Here is a 14160-nt window from a genome sequence, read left to right as displayed (position 1 = left end):
AGTTGCCGGCCGCAGCGCCGTCAAACCCGCCGCCTATTCTAAACGGATCCGTCGAACTTCGTCTGGCGGTATGGGCAGGAAGTCGACTTCGCAAGCGCCTCCGCGACCTGCGCCACAAGTTCGTGATCCAACGGTTCCGGGATGGTTAGCCGATCTACAAGGTGCAGGAATACATCGGTCACGGTTCGGTCGTCACGACCGAGCGTTACCACCTACGCTCCCTTTTCCAGCGGCAGCGAGACCGAGTGCGTTCGGATGGAGACAACGGGCTGAGGTAGTCTCCGCTCATGTCCCGAGGGGATGTGGAGGGGGCCCAACGCAAGCAGGGTCTCCTACAATCGGAGGGGCGTGATGATCGGCGGCGCGAATTCTACGTGGCCTTGCACTGAATGCGCTGTAGGTCCATAACGGCTTGCATGAGGGGCGGGGAGGTCGGCGAGCTTCGCCGCTTGCTGGTTCAATGAGCCCCATAAGCGGCGAGTGGACATACGCCGCAGCAGGCGCCTCAACTGAAGATTGCTGACGTTACCGGCAACTTGCTCGACGCTTTCATTTCCTTCAGCGACAGATTGGAGCGGATGCTGGTAACCCCGGGCAGCCGTCGCAACGTGCTGTCGACGAAGGCGCTGTAATCGTCGAGGTCCCGCGCCACCACGATCAGCAGGAAATCGTCCGCTCCGGTGGTGTTGTGGCAGGCAAGGATATTCGGCGTCGTCTCTACGATGCGCTGGAATTCAGCGGTAGCCGCCTGGTCGTGCTCGGAACAGCGTAACTGGACGAAGGCCATGACGCCGAGGCCCAGCTTCCGGCGATTCAGATTGGCCTGGTAGCCTTCTATGATGCCGCTTTCCTCGAGCCGTTTCAGCCTCCGCCAGCAGGGAGTTTCGCTCATCCCGATACGTTCGGCGAGCTTCGCATTGGTCATTCGACCGTCGTCTTGCAGCAGGGTCAGAAGCTCGGCATTGACGCCGTCAATCGCGGGCATGGGGAGGATTCCTTCTGGCTTCGGGCCGTAAATGGGTGGTCCTGCCCCAATTATTGCCAAAGCGAAGTAGAATGGCGAAGATGTTTCACCGGCCGCGGGTATTCTTTCCACCAAATCGCCCCAAGCTGAAAGGCCCTGCGATGAAAGCCGTGCTTTTCGAGAAGTTCCAGGAAGCCCCCAAGCTCGTTACCATCGACGATCCGACCCCCGAGCCGCATGGCGTGGTGCTCAAGGTCGCCGCGACCGGGGTCTGCCGCAGCGACTGGCACGGCTGGATGGGGCATGACAGCGACATCGCGTTGCCGCATGTACCAGGGCATGAGCTGGCGGGCGTGGTCGAAGCCGTGGGCAAGGACGTGAAGAACTGGAAAAAGGGCGACAAGGTCACGGTGCCCTTCATCTGCGGCTGCGGCAGCTGCTCGGAATGTCACTCCGGCAACCAGCAGGTCTGCCTGCATCAGGAACAGCCCGGGTTCACCCACTGGGGGTCGTTTGCCGAATACGTGCCGATCCACCAGGCCGATCTGAATCTTGTCGCACTTCCCGAGATAATGGATTTTGCCACCGCCGCCAGCCTCGGCTGCCGCTTTGCCACCTCATTCCGGGCAGTCATCGACCAGGGCCGCGTCAGCGCGGGCCAGTGGGTGGCGGTGCAGGGCTGCGGCGGCGTGGGCCTCTCGGCGGTGATGATCGCGGCGGCTGCGGGGGCGAACGTGATCGGCGTCGACCTTGACCCGGCGAAGCTGGCAATGGCGAAGGAACTTGGTGCCGTGGCGGTCATAGACGGCAAGGAAGCCGACGTGCCCGCCGCCATTCATGAGATCACCAAGGGCGGTGCGCATGTCTCGCTCGACGGGTTGGGGCACCCCGTGACCATGACCAACTCGATCCTCTGCCTGCGGCCGCGTGGCAAGCACGTGCAGGTGGGGCTGATGCTGGGTGAGCACGCCGCCCCCGCGATCCCTATGCCGAAGATCGTCGGGCAGGAGATCGAACTGCTTGGTTCGCACGGGATGCAGGCACACCGCTACGGCGCGATGCTGGACATGGTGGCGCGCGGGCAGCTCGATCCGGCGCGGCTGGTGGGGCAGCAGATCAGCCTTGCGCAGGCCCCGCAGGCCCTGATGGAGATGGATAAATTCCAGTCGGTCGGCGCCACCGTCATCACCCGGTTCTGAGCCATGGAGACCATCGCATCCATCGGCGGCGGCAATATGGCCTCCGCTATTACCTCGATGCAGTAGGATGGCTTGGCGGACTTGAACTCACGCGCCATGCCGACGATCAGCAGTTCTCGGATATATCGATCCCCCCTTACTTGGGGATGCGGCCGAGCTGTTTTTTGCCACCACCGGATTTGTTCAGCAGTGTCCGTCCCAGCCGCGCGGCGAGATCATGCCCTGCTTCAGATTGTTTTGCGTCGCAGATGGTGCAGTCGAAGTCTACTGCACTTTGGCACGTTCGATGCCGGTGGAGGAGGAGCCATCCACCTCATCCGCAAAGGGCCGAAAGCGTTCGTATCTGCAAGAGGGCACAGCGGCTGCGGCTATCCGTGTGGTAGCGAGGTGGAACGGTTGCAACCATTCGCCCAGGTCCACAATTGCTCGCCTCGTAGGTCGAAAGTACACGGGGCCAAGCTGGGAGGACACCGCGCGGCGGGGTTCTCACATGCTCGCGTCTACGGGCACTGAGTTTACTCGCTCATGTCTCTCCGTGCCCCAGGTCTCGCCACTCGCGCGGTGAACCCGAAAGGTGACATAGGTGTCATTCAAGGGGGGGAGCATGGTCGGCGCTGTCGGAACGCAGGTAAGCATCATTGTATGGTGCTTGCTATTGGCGCGACGGAGCCATGACGCAAGCACACTATACCCGGCAAATTGTTCTTTATGCAGTGAATTTAGGGGAATAGTGGCGGAGAGACAGGGATTCGAACCCTGGGTGGGCTTGCACCCACAACGGTTTTCGAGACCGCCCCGTTCGACCACTCCGGCACCTCTCCGCGGGGGGTGAGGGGCGGTTTAATGTTGATTCCGACAGCGTGCAAGACAGAAATTGCGCTTTGACAAAAAAAGCCGGGATTCCCTTTGCCTGCCACAGGTTTTTGCCTAAGTTCCCTGTATGTCGAGGATCCTGCACTTTTCCGCCGCACCCCGCCTGATGCTTGCCGGGCTTCTGACTCTGCTCAGCCTTTTGGCCAATCCGGTGGGGGCTGCGGACCGGCAGCGGGTGGCGGCTTTTCTGAACGTCACTGGATTTGACGTGGCGCTGGACAGCATTGCCCTGTCGGCCGCCTCCGCGCCGGAAATGCTGGGGCTGGATGCCGGCGCCTTTGGCACCAACTGGCGCCGCATGTCCGAGGAGGTTTTCGACACGACCCTGATGCGCGGCATGGCGGAGGAGATCCTTGTCGAAACGCTGGATGATGCAGCGCTGGACCATGCCGCAGGCTTTTACGCCAGTGACCTGGGGCAGCGGCTGGTGCAGGCGGAGAACGCCGCCCACATGATTGCCGATGAGACGGTCAAGCAGGAGGCCGGCAGCCGTATTATCGCTGATCTGGTAAAATCCGGCAGTGAGAGGGTGGCGCTGTTTCAGCGGATGGGCAGTGCCATCGATAGCGCGGATACGGGCGTCCAGGCACTGCAACAGATCCAATTCCGTTTCCTGATGGCCGCGGCGGCGGCCGGGGTAATTGATCTGGGGCTCGACGCTGAGGACCTGCGTGCCTTGCTGAAAGAGCAGGAGGGCACGCTGCGGCTGAACCTGCAAATCGCCGGCATGGCGGCCTCTGCTTATACGTATCAGGGGTTCGATGATGCGGAGCTCGAACGGTATGTCGTGGCGCTGGAGCAGGAACCAATGCAACAGGTGTACGAGCTGCTGAATGCGGTGCAGTATGAAATCACCGCCAATCGGTTTGAAGAGCTCGCCCGGCGCATGGCAGAGCTCAAGCCCGGACAGGATATCTGAGGCCGCGTAGGCGCTGGTATTGGACCGCGCCGCTTTGGCCGCGGGAAAACCGGTTGACAGACTCACCAATCCACCGCATAAGCCCGCAATCCCGGCTCGGACTCTCTGTGCCGGGATTGCTTTTGTAATACGTCCGCACCGCGGGCGCGCTGTCCGAGGCGGCATTTGCCGAAACACCCGAACGGGGGCCGAAGGACGCGGTTGAAAAAGGAAAGACGCATATGTTTGCGGTCCTCAAGACTGGCGGCAAGCAGTACAAGGTTCAGGCGGGCGACGTGCTCCGCGTTGAAAAATTGGCTGCTGATGCTGGCGAAACCATCCAATTCGACGAAGTTCTGATGCTGGGCGGCGACGCACCGGTTGTTGGCGCTCCGCTGATCGAAGGCGCGGCCGTCAAGGCCGAGGTCATCGACCAGATCAAGGGCGACAAGGTCATCAACTTCGTCAAACGCCGCCGGAAGCACTCCTCCAAGCGCACTGTCGGCCACCGTCAGAAACTGACCCTGGTGCGGATCACCGAGATCCTGGCATCGGGCGCTACCAAAGCTGCGCCGAAAGCCGCTGCCAAAACCGCGCCTGCCGCGGACGCATCGGACGACCTGACCCAGCTGACCGGTGTCGGCCCTGCCGCTGCCAAGAAGCTGAACGAAGCCGGTCTCACCAGCTTTGCCCAGATCGCAGCCTTGTCCGAAGACGACATTGCTGGTATCGAAGCAATCAAAGTGAAGCCCGAGTGGGTTGAGCAAGCCAAAGATCTGGCTAAAGGCTAAGGAGAGACAGAATGGCACATAAAAAAGCTGGCGGTTCCTCCCGTAACGGCCGCGACTCCGCGGGTCGCCGCCTTGGCGTGAAACTCTTCGGTGGCCAGGCGGCCATCGCGGGCAACATCATCATCCGTCAGCGCGGCACCAAGTTTTGGCCGGGCGAAGGCGTGGGCATCGGCAAGGATCACACCCTGTTTGCCACCACCGATGGTGCTGTAAACTTCCGCAAGGGCCTGAAAGGCCGCACCTTCGTATCGGTTCTGCCAGTGGCGGAGGCCGCTGAGTAAGCCGACCCGAACGGTTCTAAAATCATTGGGGGATCGGCTGCACAGCCGATCCCCTATTTGTTTCCAGATGCGAGTTCGCAATGACTTTTTCATCTTGGCCACACGCCAGAGCGGCGCTGTGGTGCATTGCAGTATATCCCGGTGGAGCCACTTGCCGCCACGGCAGGGCGATCACATCTGAGGAGGGCGGCACCCCCCTGCGGGGCCAGCGCCGCCGCAGGACGTTGCGCAGAGGAGGATGACACCCATGAACCTGGAACAGATCGTGTGCCAGCAGGTAATCGAAACTGATCGGTTTGTGCTGCGCCCGCTGCGAAAATCGGACGCCGGACTGATTGAACATTACGTAAGCGACGAACGGGTTGCACGGATGACGCGCTCCGTGCCGCACCCGCTGCCGCCCGGCGCCGCGGAGGCTTTTGTCGCGCGGGCCATGGCCGAAGAGCGCGACGAGGATGTCTGGGTGATCGACGGCACCGTCGAGGGGGACGCCGAGCTGAAGGGCGTAATCGGCCTGAAACGGATGGACCGCAACCAGTCCGAGGTGTCGTTCTGGACTGCGCCGCCATTTTGGAACACCGGCCTGGCCTCTGCCGCGCTGAAAGCCTTGGTGGACGCCAATCCGCAGCGTAACGCGGCGATGTTTGCGGCGGTGTTTCAGGACAACCCGGCCTCCGCCAGGGTGCTGACACACTGCGAGTTCACCTACCTGGGCGATGCCGAAAGCTATTCGGTCGCCCGTGACGCCACCGTACCAACCTGGACTTACAGCCGAAAACTGTGATTGGCGCGGCGCGCGCTTTGCGGTAAGGCAATCTCAACATTCTCGCAGGCGCATCCGGCGCTTGCGGGAATATCTGTAGTGGGCGGACGCGGCGCAGAACCGGTCCGCATTAAGGAGCTGTCATGAAATTCCTCGATCTGGCCAAGGTCTATATTCGCTCGGGCGCAGGCGGGAACGGCTGTGTTAGCTTTCGCCGCGAGAAATACATCGAATACGGCGGCCCCGACGGCGGTGACGGCGGCAAGGGTGGCTCCGTTTGGGCAGAAGTCACCGACGGGCTGAACACGCTGATCGATTTCCGCTATCAGCAGCATTTCTTTGCCAAGAACGGCCAGTCCGGCATGGGGCGCCAGCGCACCGGCAAGGACGGCGACGACATCGTGCTGCGGGTGCCGGTGGGCACTGAGATTCTGGACGAGGACGAGGAAACCGTGCTGGCGGATCTGACCGAGGTTGGACAGCGGGTGCTGCTGGCCAAGGGCGGCAATGGCGGCTTTGGCAACCTGCACTTCAAATCGGCCACCAACCAGGCGCCCCGCCGCGCCAACTCCGGCCAGGAAGGTGTTGAACGCACCATCTGGCTGCGGCTGAAACTGATCGCCGACGCCGGCCTGCTGGGCCTTCCGAATGCGGGCAAGTCGACCTTCTTGTCCGCGACCTCCAACGCGCGGCCCAAAATTGCTGACTACCCTTTTACAACGTTGCATCCGAACCTCGGCGTGGTGGGAATCGACAACACAGAATTTGTGGTGGCGGATATTCCCGGCCTGATTGAAGGCGCCCATGAGGGAAAGGGCATTGGCGACCGTTTCCTGGGCCATGTGGAACGCTGCGCGGTGCTGCTGCATCTGGTTGATGGCACATCGGACACCGTGGTGGAGGATTACGAGACCATCATCGGCGAGTTAGAGGCTTATGGCGGCGTGCTGGCCACCAAGACGCGCATCACCGCGCTGAACAAGGTTGATGCGCTCGACCCGGAAGAGCGAGACGAGAAGCGCGCCGCCCTGGAGGCGGCCGTGGGTGGACCCGTTTTGATGATGTCCGGCGTCAGCCGCGAAGGTTTGAACGAGGTTCTGCGCGCGGTGCGGGCGGAGATCGACGATGACCGGGTGCGCCTGAAACCCGTCGAGGAGGAAGAGACGTGGCGGCCCTGAGTTCTGCCCGGCGGATTGTCGTCAAGATCGGCTCTGCGCTGCTGGTGGACCGCATCAGCGGCGAGCTGCGGGCCGGTTGGCTGCATTCCCTGGCGAATGACGTGGCCTGGCTGAAGTCGCAGGGCACCGATGTGGTACTGGTGTCCTCCGGCTCAATCGCGCTGGGGCGCGGTGTACTGGACCTGCCGCGCGCCGATCTGCCGCTGGAGCAGTCCCAGGCCGCCGCCGCGGTCGGCCAGATTCGCCTTGCGCGCGCCTATGAGGAAGCGCTGGCGCCGCACCGGATCACCACTGCGCAGGTGCTGGTGACGTTGGAGGACAGCGAAAACCGCCGTCGCTACCTGAACTCGCGCGCGACGCTGGAAACGCTGCTGGGTCTGGGCGCGGTGCCGATCGTCAACGAAAACGACACCATTGCCACCGACGAGATCCGCTATGGCGACAATGACCGGCTGGCGGCACAGGTGGCCGTCACGGTTGGCGCGGACGCATTGATCTTGCTGTCGGACGTCGATGGCTTCTACAGCGCCAATCCGGCCTTGGATCCGACGGCGCAGCGGTACGACCGGATTGAGACGATCACGCCAGAGATTGAAGCGATGGCGGGCGACGGGGTGTCCGGCCTGTCCAAGGGCGGCATGATTACCAAACTGCTGGCAGCCAAGATGGCGACCGCGGCGGGTTGCGCCATGGCAATCACAGAAGGTTCGCCTCTCAACCCATTAAAAACGCTGGAGGGTGGCGCGCCCTGCACCTGGTTTGCCGCGCAGGGTGATCCGCAAGCAGCGCGTAAGCGCTGGATTGCGGCGATGAAGACCCGCGGTGTTCTCACCATCGATGACGGCGCCGCCCGCGCGCTGATGTCCGGCAAAAGCCTGCTGCCCGCAGGTGTGCGTCATGTGGAGGGTGACTTTGGCCGCGGCGATCCGCTGGCCATCCTCGGCCCGGACGGGCGCAAACTGGGGCAGGGGCTGTCACGCTATACCGCAGACGAAGCCCGCGCCATTCAGGGGCGCCGATCGCAGGAGATCGAGGCGACGCTGGGCTACCCTGGTCGCGCCGCGCTGATCCACCGCGATGATATGGCGCTTTGACCCGACCTACTGATAGTTTATTTCAGCCGGCAGGCATGCAGTGCCAGACAGGGACCGGCAAGGGCACGGAACACTATGAACGATACTGACAACATTCCCGCCATGATGGCGGAGCTTGGCAAACGTGCAAAGCAAGCGGCGCAAACTCTGGCTACGGCCAGCGCGGAACGCAAACACGCGGCGCTGATTGGCGCCGCAGAGGCGGTTTGGAGCCGCCGCGCCGAGATCATCGCCGCCAATGCCAAGGATCTTGAGTTTGGCCGCGGCAAAGGCCTGTCCGATGCGATGATGGACCGGCTGATGCTGGACGAGCCCCGGATTCAGGGCATCGTCGATGGCTTGCGCGCAGTGGCGGAGCAGGCAGATCCGATCGGCGAAATCATGGAAGACTGGCGGCAGCCCAGTGGCCTGCATATCCAGCGCGTGCGCACGCCGCTGGGCGTCATCGGCGTGATCTATGAAAGCCGCCCGAACGTGACCGCGGACGCGGGCGCGCTGTGCCTGAAATCCGGCAATGCGGTGATCCTGCGCGGCGGCTCTGAAAGCTTTCACTCATCCCAGGCGATCCACGCCTGTCTGGCGGAGGGGCTGGAAACCGCGGGCCTGCCGGCGGACGCAGTGCAGCTGGTGCCGACCCGCGACCGTGCGGCAGTCCAGGAACTGCTGACTATGACCGACTATGTCGACGTCATCGTGCCGCGCGGCGGCAAGGGTCTGGTCGGTCTGGTCCAGCGCGAGGCGCGGGTGCCGGTCTTTGCCCACCTGGAAGGCATCGTCCACATCTATCTGGACAAAACGGCGGATCCGCAAAAGGCGCTGGATGTGGTGCTGAACGCCAAGACTCGCCGCACCGGAATCTGCGGCGCTGCTGAATGCCTGCTGATCCATCAGGACATTGCCGACACGCTGGGCAAGACCGTGCTGGAGGCGCTCGCGGCCGCCGGCGTTGAAATCCGCGCCGAGGCAGGCCTGCCGGGACCGGAGGGCATGGCACTTGCCAGCGCCGAAGATTGGGGCAAGGAATACCTGGATGCGATCATCGCGGCCAAGCCGGTTGCGGACATCGACGAAGCGCTTGCCCATATCCGCAGACACCATTCTCAGCACACCGATTGTATCATAGCCGAGGACGAGGCCGCGGTTCAGACGTTCTTTGCCGAGCTGGACAGTGCGATCCTGATGCACAACGCCTCGACCCAGTTTGCCGATGGCGGCGAATTTGGCATGGGCGCGGAGATCGGTATCGCCACCGGCAAGATGCACGCGCGTGGGCCGGTGGGCGCCAAGCAGCTGACCAGCTTCAAATACTTGGTGCGCGGCAGTGGCACCATCCGCGCCTGAGATCACGACAAACGCGAAACGCCGGGCAAACAGCCCGGCGTATTCAGATGGTTACAGTGCGATCTAAACTCTGCGATTTAGAATTGAAGGGTGATCTTCTGCAAATTCTGTTCCAGTCGCACGGTGCGCTCCGCCTCACGGGCGGCCTCGGGCAACAGCGCAAATTGCACCAGCGCGGGAGTGATCTCCGCATTGGACGTGCCACCGCTGACCCGTGCCCATAGTTCGTCATCCACGTTCAGCTTGCTGCCTTCACCCATCACGGTCCATTTGCCTTCGGCGCAGAAGATCTTGACCGTTCCGCCATAGGGCAGGGCGCTTTCGAGGCACAGCGCACACAGGAGCGCCAAACGCGCCTCGCTGCGGGTGCAGCCCTCCAACGGAGACCACTGGTATTTCACCCGGCCAGCCTTGCTGATGTCCTCCAGCACGGACACCACCTCGGCCCGCCCCATCTGCTGGTCCCCGGCCGAGCCGAATGCAATGCGGAAGAACCGGATACGTGCATTGGCATTGGAAACACTGTCGGAGATAAGCTCCAGTTCCGGGCCGGACATGCTGCCTGCCATGCCAAGCAGTTCCAAGCCGTTGTTGATGGCGCCGACCGGACTGATCAGATCGTGACAGATCCGTGACCCTACCAATGCAGCGAGATTGGCGTTATCTACAGCCATAACTTTTACTTCCTCCGAAATGGGCCACCCGCCAATGAATGACCTGAACGCTATTTTGGCCCCCGGCATGTTCGTCCGCCACCCCGACCACCCGGAATGGGGGCTGGGACAGGTGCAGTCAAACGCGGGCGGCAAGATCACGGTGAACTTCCCCGATCAGGGGAAACTTGTCATCGATGGGGCACGCATCGCACTTATCCCCGTCTTTGAGCCATAACCGTTTATGAAGGGTTAACAAACTCCCTCAAATGCACTCTAATCCTTGCGCTTTCTTTGCCGCATAAGTTAGGTGCGCTCAAGCCTGAAACACGCAAGGGATGGCAATGCTACAACATGCCCCTGAATTTTCAGTGAAACTGGCCTGTTGCGAGGAGGACCTGAAGGCCGCGCAGCGGCTGCGGTATGAGGTTTTCATACGCGAGTTGGGCGGTTCTGGCGACATGGTGGATCATGCCGCCGGGTTGGAACGCGATCGGTTCGACCCCTATTTTGACCACATGCTGGTCACTGATGAAAGCTGCGGCAAGCTGGTTGGTGTCTACCGTTTGCTGCGCGACGATCAGGCGGCCGCCATCGGTCAGTTCTACTCCGAGGATGAATATGATCTCTCGGCGCTGCGCTCCTCTGGTCGTCGCCTGCTGGAGTTGGGGCGCTCTTGCCTGCACGCGGATTATCGCGGTGGCACGGCGATGTATCACCTGTGGTCAGGGCTGGCCGCCTATGTCGCGGATCACGGTATCGAGGTGCTGTTTGGTGTTGCCAGTTTCCATGGAACGGATCCGGCGCGGCTGGCGCAGCCATTGTCCTTGTTGCACCACCGCCACCTGGCCCCAGACGGGTTGCGGACCCGGTCAAAATCGTTTCAAACCATGAACCTGGTCGACGAGGCTGAACTTGATCGGAAGGCTGCGATGACGGCGGTCCCGTCGCTGATCAAAGCCTATCTGAGGCTCGGCGGCTTTGTCGGCGAAGGCGCTTTCATTGATCGGTCCTTCAATACCACCGATGTCTGCCTGATCCTCGACACCGCCCGCATGAACGACCGTCAGCGCCGGATTTACACCGGAGCGCGTGGCCCGGCATGAGCATCAGCTGGCAGAGCAAGGAGCCGCCGGAGCGGATGCGGATCGGAACGTTTGGTTGGGCGCTGGTGCTGCTGCGGGGACCGGCCCTGGCGGGATTGGTCTTTGGCGGACTGTTGCTTCTTATGACACTGCGCCTGCTGGAGCGGCCGCTGTTCGGGCTGCACCGACCGCTGTCCCCGCATCTGACGCAGTTTGTCTGCCGGGGTGCCCTATATATTCTGGGACTCCGGCTCACCATTTGTGGTGAGGTGATGCAGCATCGCGGCGCACTGGTGGCCAATCACGCGTCCTGGCTGGACATCTTTGCCCTGAACGCGTTGGCGCGGATCTATTTTGTGTCCAAGGCCGAGGTGGCTGGTTGGCCTGGCATTGGCTGGCTGGCACGCGCCACCGGCACCCTTTTCATTGAGCGAAACCGGCGTCACGCGCGCCAGCAGGCGCAGCTTTTGCAGTCCCGCTTGCTGGCCGGACATAGACTGCTGTTCTTTCCTGAGGGAACCTCGACGGACGGGTTGCGCGTTTTGCCTTTCAAGCCAACGCTTTTTGCGGCGTTCTTCGCAGATCAGCTGCGGGATGTGTTGCATGTGCAGCCCATCACGGTGGTGTATCACGCGCCATCAGCCGCGCCTGCACGTCATTACGGCTGGTGGGGGGATATGGATTTTGGCAGCCATTTGCTGAAGATTCTGGCCACCCCTCGCCGGGGCCAAGTCGAGGTGATTTGCCATGCGCCGTTGCGCGTTGCGGATTTTAGCTGCCGCAAGGCCCTCGCGGCCCACAGCGCGCAGATCGTCAAGGCGGGGCATGACGAGGCCCGACGCGGCCGGGTGGCCGTCTAACTGACCTGCCTGACTGGCTGAGGGTGCAAGAGGAGCGCAGATTTTCCACCCTGTGCACTTGCCAGCACAGGCATTCTGATCTATTAGCGCGCCTACGAACCCGCAGGCGGGGTTTGGTCCGATCAGGGGAGACATCCCTGGTGGACCGCCGGTTGGAGCATCCGCTCTATAAGACCCCCGCCGAGGATTGAAACCGGAAAAGGATATTATAGCATGGCTCTTCCCGAGTTCTCCATGCGTCAGCTGCTGGAAGCTGGCGTTCACTTTGGTCACCAGACTCAGCGCTGGAACCCGCGCATGTCGCCGTTCATTTATGGCGCGCGCAACGGCATCCACATCATGGATCTGACCCAGACCGTGCCGATGCTGGACCAGGCGCTGCAAGTGGTGCGTGACACCGTTGCCAAGGGCGGTCGCGTGCTGTTCGTCGGCACCAAGCGTCAGGCCGCGGGCCCGATCGCTGAAGCCGCCGAGAAATCCGCGCAGTACTACATGAACCACCGCTGGCTGGGCGGCACCCTGACCAACTGGAAAACCGTTTCCCAGTCGATCAACCGCCTGAAGGAAATCGACGAGAAGATGTCCTCCGGCGCCGAAGGCCTGACCAAGAAAGAGCGTCTGGGCATGGAACGCGACCAGGAGAAGCTGGAAGCCTCCCTCGGCGGTATCCGCGAAATGGGCGGCGTGCCGGACCTGCTGTTCGTCATCGACGTGAAAAAAGAAGCGCTGGCAATCGCCGAAGCCAAGAAACTGGGTATCCCGGTTGTGGCCGTGGTTGACACCAACTGCTCGCCCGACGGCATCGACTACATCATCCCCGGCAACGACGACGCCTCGCGCGCCATCTCGCTGTATTGCGACCTGGTTGCCCGCGCAGCGCTGGACGGCATGTCGGCGCAGCTGGGTGCCGCAGGTGTCGACCTGGGCGCTCTGGAAGAAGCCCCGGCAGAAGAAGCCGTTGCTGAAGAAGCCGCCGCTGACGCCTGATCCGTACCGTCACGGATTTGACATGCGGGGCAGGGTATCACCTGCCCCAAATCTGTTTTGAATTGAGGAGAGCCAAAGATGGCAATCACTGCAGCAATGGTGAAAGAACTGCGCGAATCCACCGGCGCAGGCATGATGGACGCGAAGAAGGCACTGGTTGAAAACGACGGCAACATGGAAGCGGCCGTTGACTGGCTGCGCACCAAGGGTCTGGCCAAAGCGGCCAAGAAATCCGGCCGTACCGCCGCCGAAGGCCTGGTCGCCGTGGTCGTCGAAGGCAACAAAGGTGTTGCGGTTGAGGTGAACTCCGAGACCGACTTTGTCGCCAAGAACGGCGAATTCCAGGACATGGTTGCCGCCATTGCCAAGGCCGCGCTGAACGCAGACGATGTCGAGGCACTGGCTGCGGCGGACCTGGGTGGCAAATCCGTTGCCGACACCCTGACCGACAAGATCGCAACCATCGGTGAGAACATGTCGCTGCGCCGCATGGAGAAGCTGGAAGGCGAGACCGTTGTGTCCTACGTTCACAATGCCGCAACTGCGGGCATGGGCAAGATCGGCGTTCTGGTCGCGATGACCGGTGGCGACGAAGCCATCGGCAAGCAGATCGCCATGCACATCGCCGCTGTCAACCCCGCCGCCCTGTCCGAAGCGGACCTGGACGCCTCCGTGGTTGAGAAAGAAAAGCAGGTCCAGATGGACATCGCTCGCGAATCCGGTAAGCCGGAGCAGGTGATCGAAAAGATGATCGTCGGCCGGATGAAGAAATTCGTCGCCGAGTCCACGCTGCTGAACCAGCAGTTCGTGGTGAACCCGGACCTGACCGTCGAAGCGGCCGCCAAGGAAGCTGGCGCCACCATCACCGGCTTTGTCCGTGTCGAGGTTGGCGAAGGCATCGAAGTCGAGAAAGAAGACTTTGCAGCTGAGGTTGCAAAAGCCGCACAAGGCTAAGCTGACCAACAGACTGCGAGATGACTGCGGCGGGCCACCTTGGTCCGCCGCATTTTTTTTTACCCGACAACACGTGGGACCGAATGCGGAACGGCCCCACGGTGCGCTCCCCAATGATATCGGCGAGGCGCGATCTATGTACGCTCATAGATTGATGCAGCAGAGCCGTAGTGCAGTGAGAAAGAGGCGTTTCAGAGAGAGAAGGCGAGGGGCCCCACTGATGGGGATGGGTGAGACCC

General features: G+C 62.0%; 15 protein-coding genes and 1 tRNA gene. 13 read left to right on the top strand and 3 right to left on the bottom strand.

The genetic code is table 11. The annotated features are described in order from the left end of the window. Positions 1-505: 505 nt before the first annotated feature. Positions 506-985, bottom strand: a complete 480-nt coding sequence (locus tag AC0IPL_RS07885) for an Lrp/AsnC family transcriptional regulator (RefSeq protein ID WP_474273374.1) — start codon at positions 983-985, stop codon at positions 506-508. Between the two features lie 140 nt (positions 986-1125). On the opposite strand from AC0IPL_RS07885, the gene AC0IPL_RS07880 reads away from it, so the two are divergent. Continuing rightward, entirely contained in the window at positions 1126-2163 is a 1038-nt protein-coding gene (locus AC0IPL_RS07880; protein WP_474273373.1) for a zinc-dependent alcohol dehydrogenase family protein, read from the top strand. Between the two features lie 731 nt (positions 2164-2894). Here the strand turns inward: AC0IPL_RS07880 and AC0IPL_RS07875 are convergent. Beyond that, positions 2895-2984 (bottom strand) — tRNA-Ser (locus AC0IPL_RS07875). Positions 2985-3142: 158 nt separating this feature from the next. Here AC0IPL_RS07875 and AC0IPL_RS07870 point away from each other — a divergent pair. From AC0IPL_RS07870 to AC0IPL_RS07840, 7 genes are all read left to right on the top strand, one after another. Further along, positions 3143-3955, top strand: a complete 813-nt coding sequence (locus tag AC0IPL_RS07870) for a DUF2059 domain-containing protein (protein ID WP_474273829.1) — start codon at positions 3143-3145, stop codon at positions 3953-3955. 221 nt (positions 3956-4176) lie between these two features. Further along, on the top strand, positions 4177-4725 hold the full coding sequence (gene rplU, locus AC0IPL_RS07865) for a 50S ribosomal protein L21 (RefSeq protein WP_474273371.1): 549 nt from the start codon (positions 4177-4179) through the stop codon (positions 4723-4725). Positions 4726-4736: 11 nt separating this feature from the next. Continuing rightward, positions 4737-5006 carry a 50S ribosomal protein L27 gene (rpmA, locus tag AC0IPL_RS07860; RefSeq protein ID WP_474273369.1) on the top strand — a complete coding sequence of 90 codons (270 nt, stop codon included), beginning with the start codon at positions 4737-4739 and terminating at the stop codon, positions 5004-5006. 247 nt (positions 5007-5253) lie between these two features. Next, entirely contained in the window at positions 5254-5790 is a 537-nt protein-coding gene (locus AC0IPL_RS07855; protein WP_474273367.1) for a GNAT family N-acetyltransferase, read from the top strand. A 122-nt stretch (positions 5791-5912) separates the two neighbouring features. Then, complete coding sequence (obgE, locus tag AC0IPL_RS07850; RefSeq protein WP_474273366.1) at positions 5913-6947, top strand: GTPase ObgE; 1035 nt, start codon at positions 5913-5915, stop codon at positions 6945-6947. Further along, positions 6935-8041, top strand: a complete 1107-nt coding sequence (gene proB / locus AC0IPL_RS07845; RefSeq protein ID WP_474273364.1) for a glutamate 5-kinase — start codon at positions 6935-6937, stop codon at positions 8039-8041. Before obgE ends, proB begins: the two co-directional genes overlap by 13 nt. 75 nt (positions 8042-8116) lie before the next feature. Further along, complete coding sequence (locus tag AC0IPL_RS07840) at positions 8117-9382, top strand: glutamate-5-semialdehyde dehydrogenase (RefSeq protein WP_474273363.1); 1266 nt, start codon at positions 8117-8119, stop codon at positions 9380-9382. A gap of 77 nt (positions 9383-9459) precedes the next feature. On the opposite strand, the gene AC0IPL_RS07835 is transcribed toward AC0IPL_RS07840, so the two are convergent. Next, positions 9460-10056 (bottom strand): histidine phosphotransferase family protein, encoded by a 597-nt coding sequence (locus AC0IPL_RS07835; protein ID WP_474273362.1) that lies wholly within the window; start codon positions 10054-10056, stop codon positions 9460-9462. 34 nt (positions 10057-10090) lie between these two features. Between AC0IPL_RS07835 and AC0IPL_RS07830 the strand changes: the two genes are divergently transcribed. From AC0IPL_RS07830 to tsf, 5 genes are all read left to right on the top strand, one after another. Continuing rightward, the gene (locus AC0IPL_RS07830; protein ID WP_474273360.1) at positions 10091-10273 is read left to right on the top strand and encodes a DUF3553 domain-containing protein; all 183 of its coding nucleotides are present in this window, start codon (positions 10091-10093) and stop codon (positions 10271-10273) included. A 106-nt stretch (positions 10274-10379) separates the two neighbouring features. Next, positions 10380-11141: an L-ornithine N(alpha)-acyltransferase gene (gene olsB, locus AC0IPL_RS07825; protein WP_474273358.1), complete on the top strand. Its 762-nt coding sequence runs from the start codon at positions 10380-10382 to the stop codon at positions 11139-11141. Continuing rightward, on the top strand, positions 11138-11980 hold the full coding sequence (olsA, locus tag AC0IPL_RS07820; RefSeq protein ID WP_474273357.1) for a lyso-ornithine lipid O-acyltransferase: 843 nt from the start codon (positions 11138-11140) through the stop codon (positions 11978-11980). The genes olsB and olsA overlap by 4 nt, the downstream gene beginning before the upstream one ends. A 213-nt stretch (positions 11981-12193) precedes the next feature. Continuing rightward, positions 12194-12967, top strand: coding sequence for a 30S ribosomal protein S2 (gene rpsB, locus AC0IPL_RS07815; protein WP_474273356.1), 774 nt, complete (start codon positions 12194-12196; stop codon positions 12965-12967). A 78-nt stretch (positions 12968-13045) separates the two neighbouring features. Then, positions 13046-13921 carry a translation elongation factor Ts gene (gene tsf / locus AC0IPL_RS07810; protein WP_474273355.1) on the top strand — a complete coding sequence of 292 codons (876 nt, stop codon included), beginning with the start codon at positions 13046-13048 and terminating at the stop codon, positions 13919-13921. The last annotated feature ends 239 nt before the right edge of the window (positions 13922-14160 follow it).

The organism is Leisingera sp. SA32, assembly GCF_056033425.1.
This window is presented reverse-complemented; position numbering and strand designations above follow the sequence as displayed.

Bases quoted from the DNA above. Each gene is read 5' to 3' on its own strand.
- AC0IPL_RS07885 (WP_474273374.1), bottom strand. From the start codon at position 985: ATGCCCGCGATTGACGGCGTCAATGCCGAGCTTCTGACCCTGCTGCAA.
- AC0IPL_RS07880 (WP_474273373.1), top strand. From the start codon at position 1,126: ATGAAAGCCGTGCTTTTCGAGAAGTTCCAGGAAGCCCCCAAGCTCGTT.
- AC0IPL_RS07870 (WP_474273829.1), top strand. From the start codon at position 3,143: ATGCTTGCCGGGCTTCTGACTCTGCTCAGCCTTTTGGCCAATCCGGTG.
- rplU (WP_474273371.1), top strand. From the start codon at position 4,177: ATGTTTGCGGTCCTCAAGACTGGCGGCAAGCAGTACAAGGTTCAGGCG.
- rpmA (WP_474273369.1), top strand. From the start codon at position 4,737: ATGGCACATAAAAAAGCTGGCGGTTCCTCCCGTAACGGCCGCGACTCC.
- AC0IPL_RS07855 (WP_474273367.1), top strand. From the start codon at position 5,254: ATGAACCTGGAACAGATCGTGTGCCAGCAGGTAATCGAAACTGATCGG.
- obgE (WP_474273366.1), top strand. From the start codon at position 5,913: ATGAAATTCCTCGATCTGGCCAAGGTCTATATTCGCTCGGGCGCAGGC.
- AC0IPL_RS07840 (WP_474273363.1), top strand. From the start codon at position 8,117: ATGAACGATACTGACAACATTCCCGCCATGATGGCGGAGCTTGGCAAA.
- AC0IPL_RS07835 (WP_474273362.1), bottom strand. From the start codon at position 10,056: ATGGCTGTAGATAACGCCAATCTCGCTGCATTGGTAGGGTCACGGATC.
- AC0IPL_RS07830 (WP_474273360.1), top strand. From the start codon at position 10,091: ATGAATGACCTGAACGCTATTTTGGCCCCCGGCATGTTCGTCCGCCAC.
- olsB (WP_474273358.1), top strand. From the start codon at position 10,380: ATGCTACAACATGCCCCTGAATTTTCAGTGAAACTGGCCTGTTGCGAG.
- olsA (WP_474273357.1), top strand. From the start codon at position 11,138: ATGAGCATCAGCTGGCAGAGCAAGGAGCCGCCGGAGCGGATGCGGATC.
- rpsB (WP_474273356.1), top strand. From the start codon at position 12,194: ATGGCTCTTCCCGAGTTCTCCATGCGTCAGCTGCTGGAAGCTGGCGTT.
- tsf (WP_474273355.1), top strand. From the start codon at position 13,046: ATGGCAATCACTGCAGCAATGGTGAAAGAACTGCGCGAATCCACCGGC.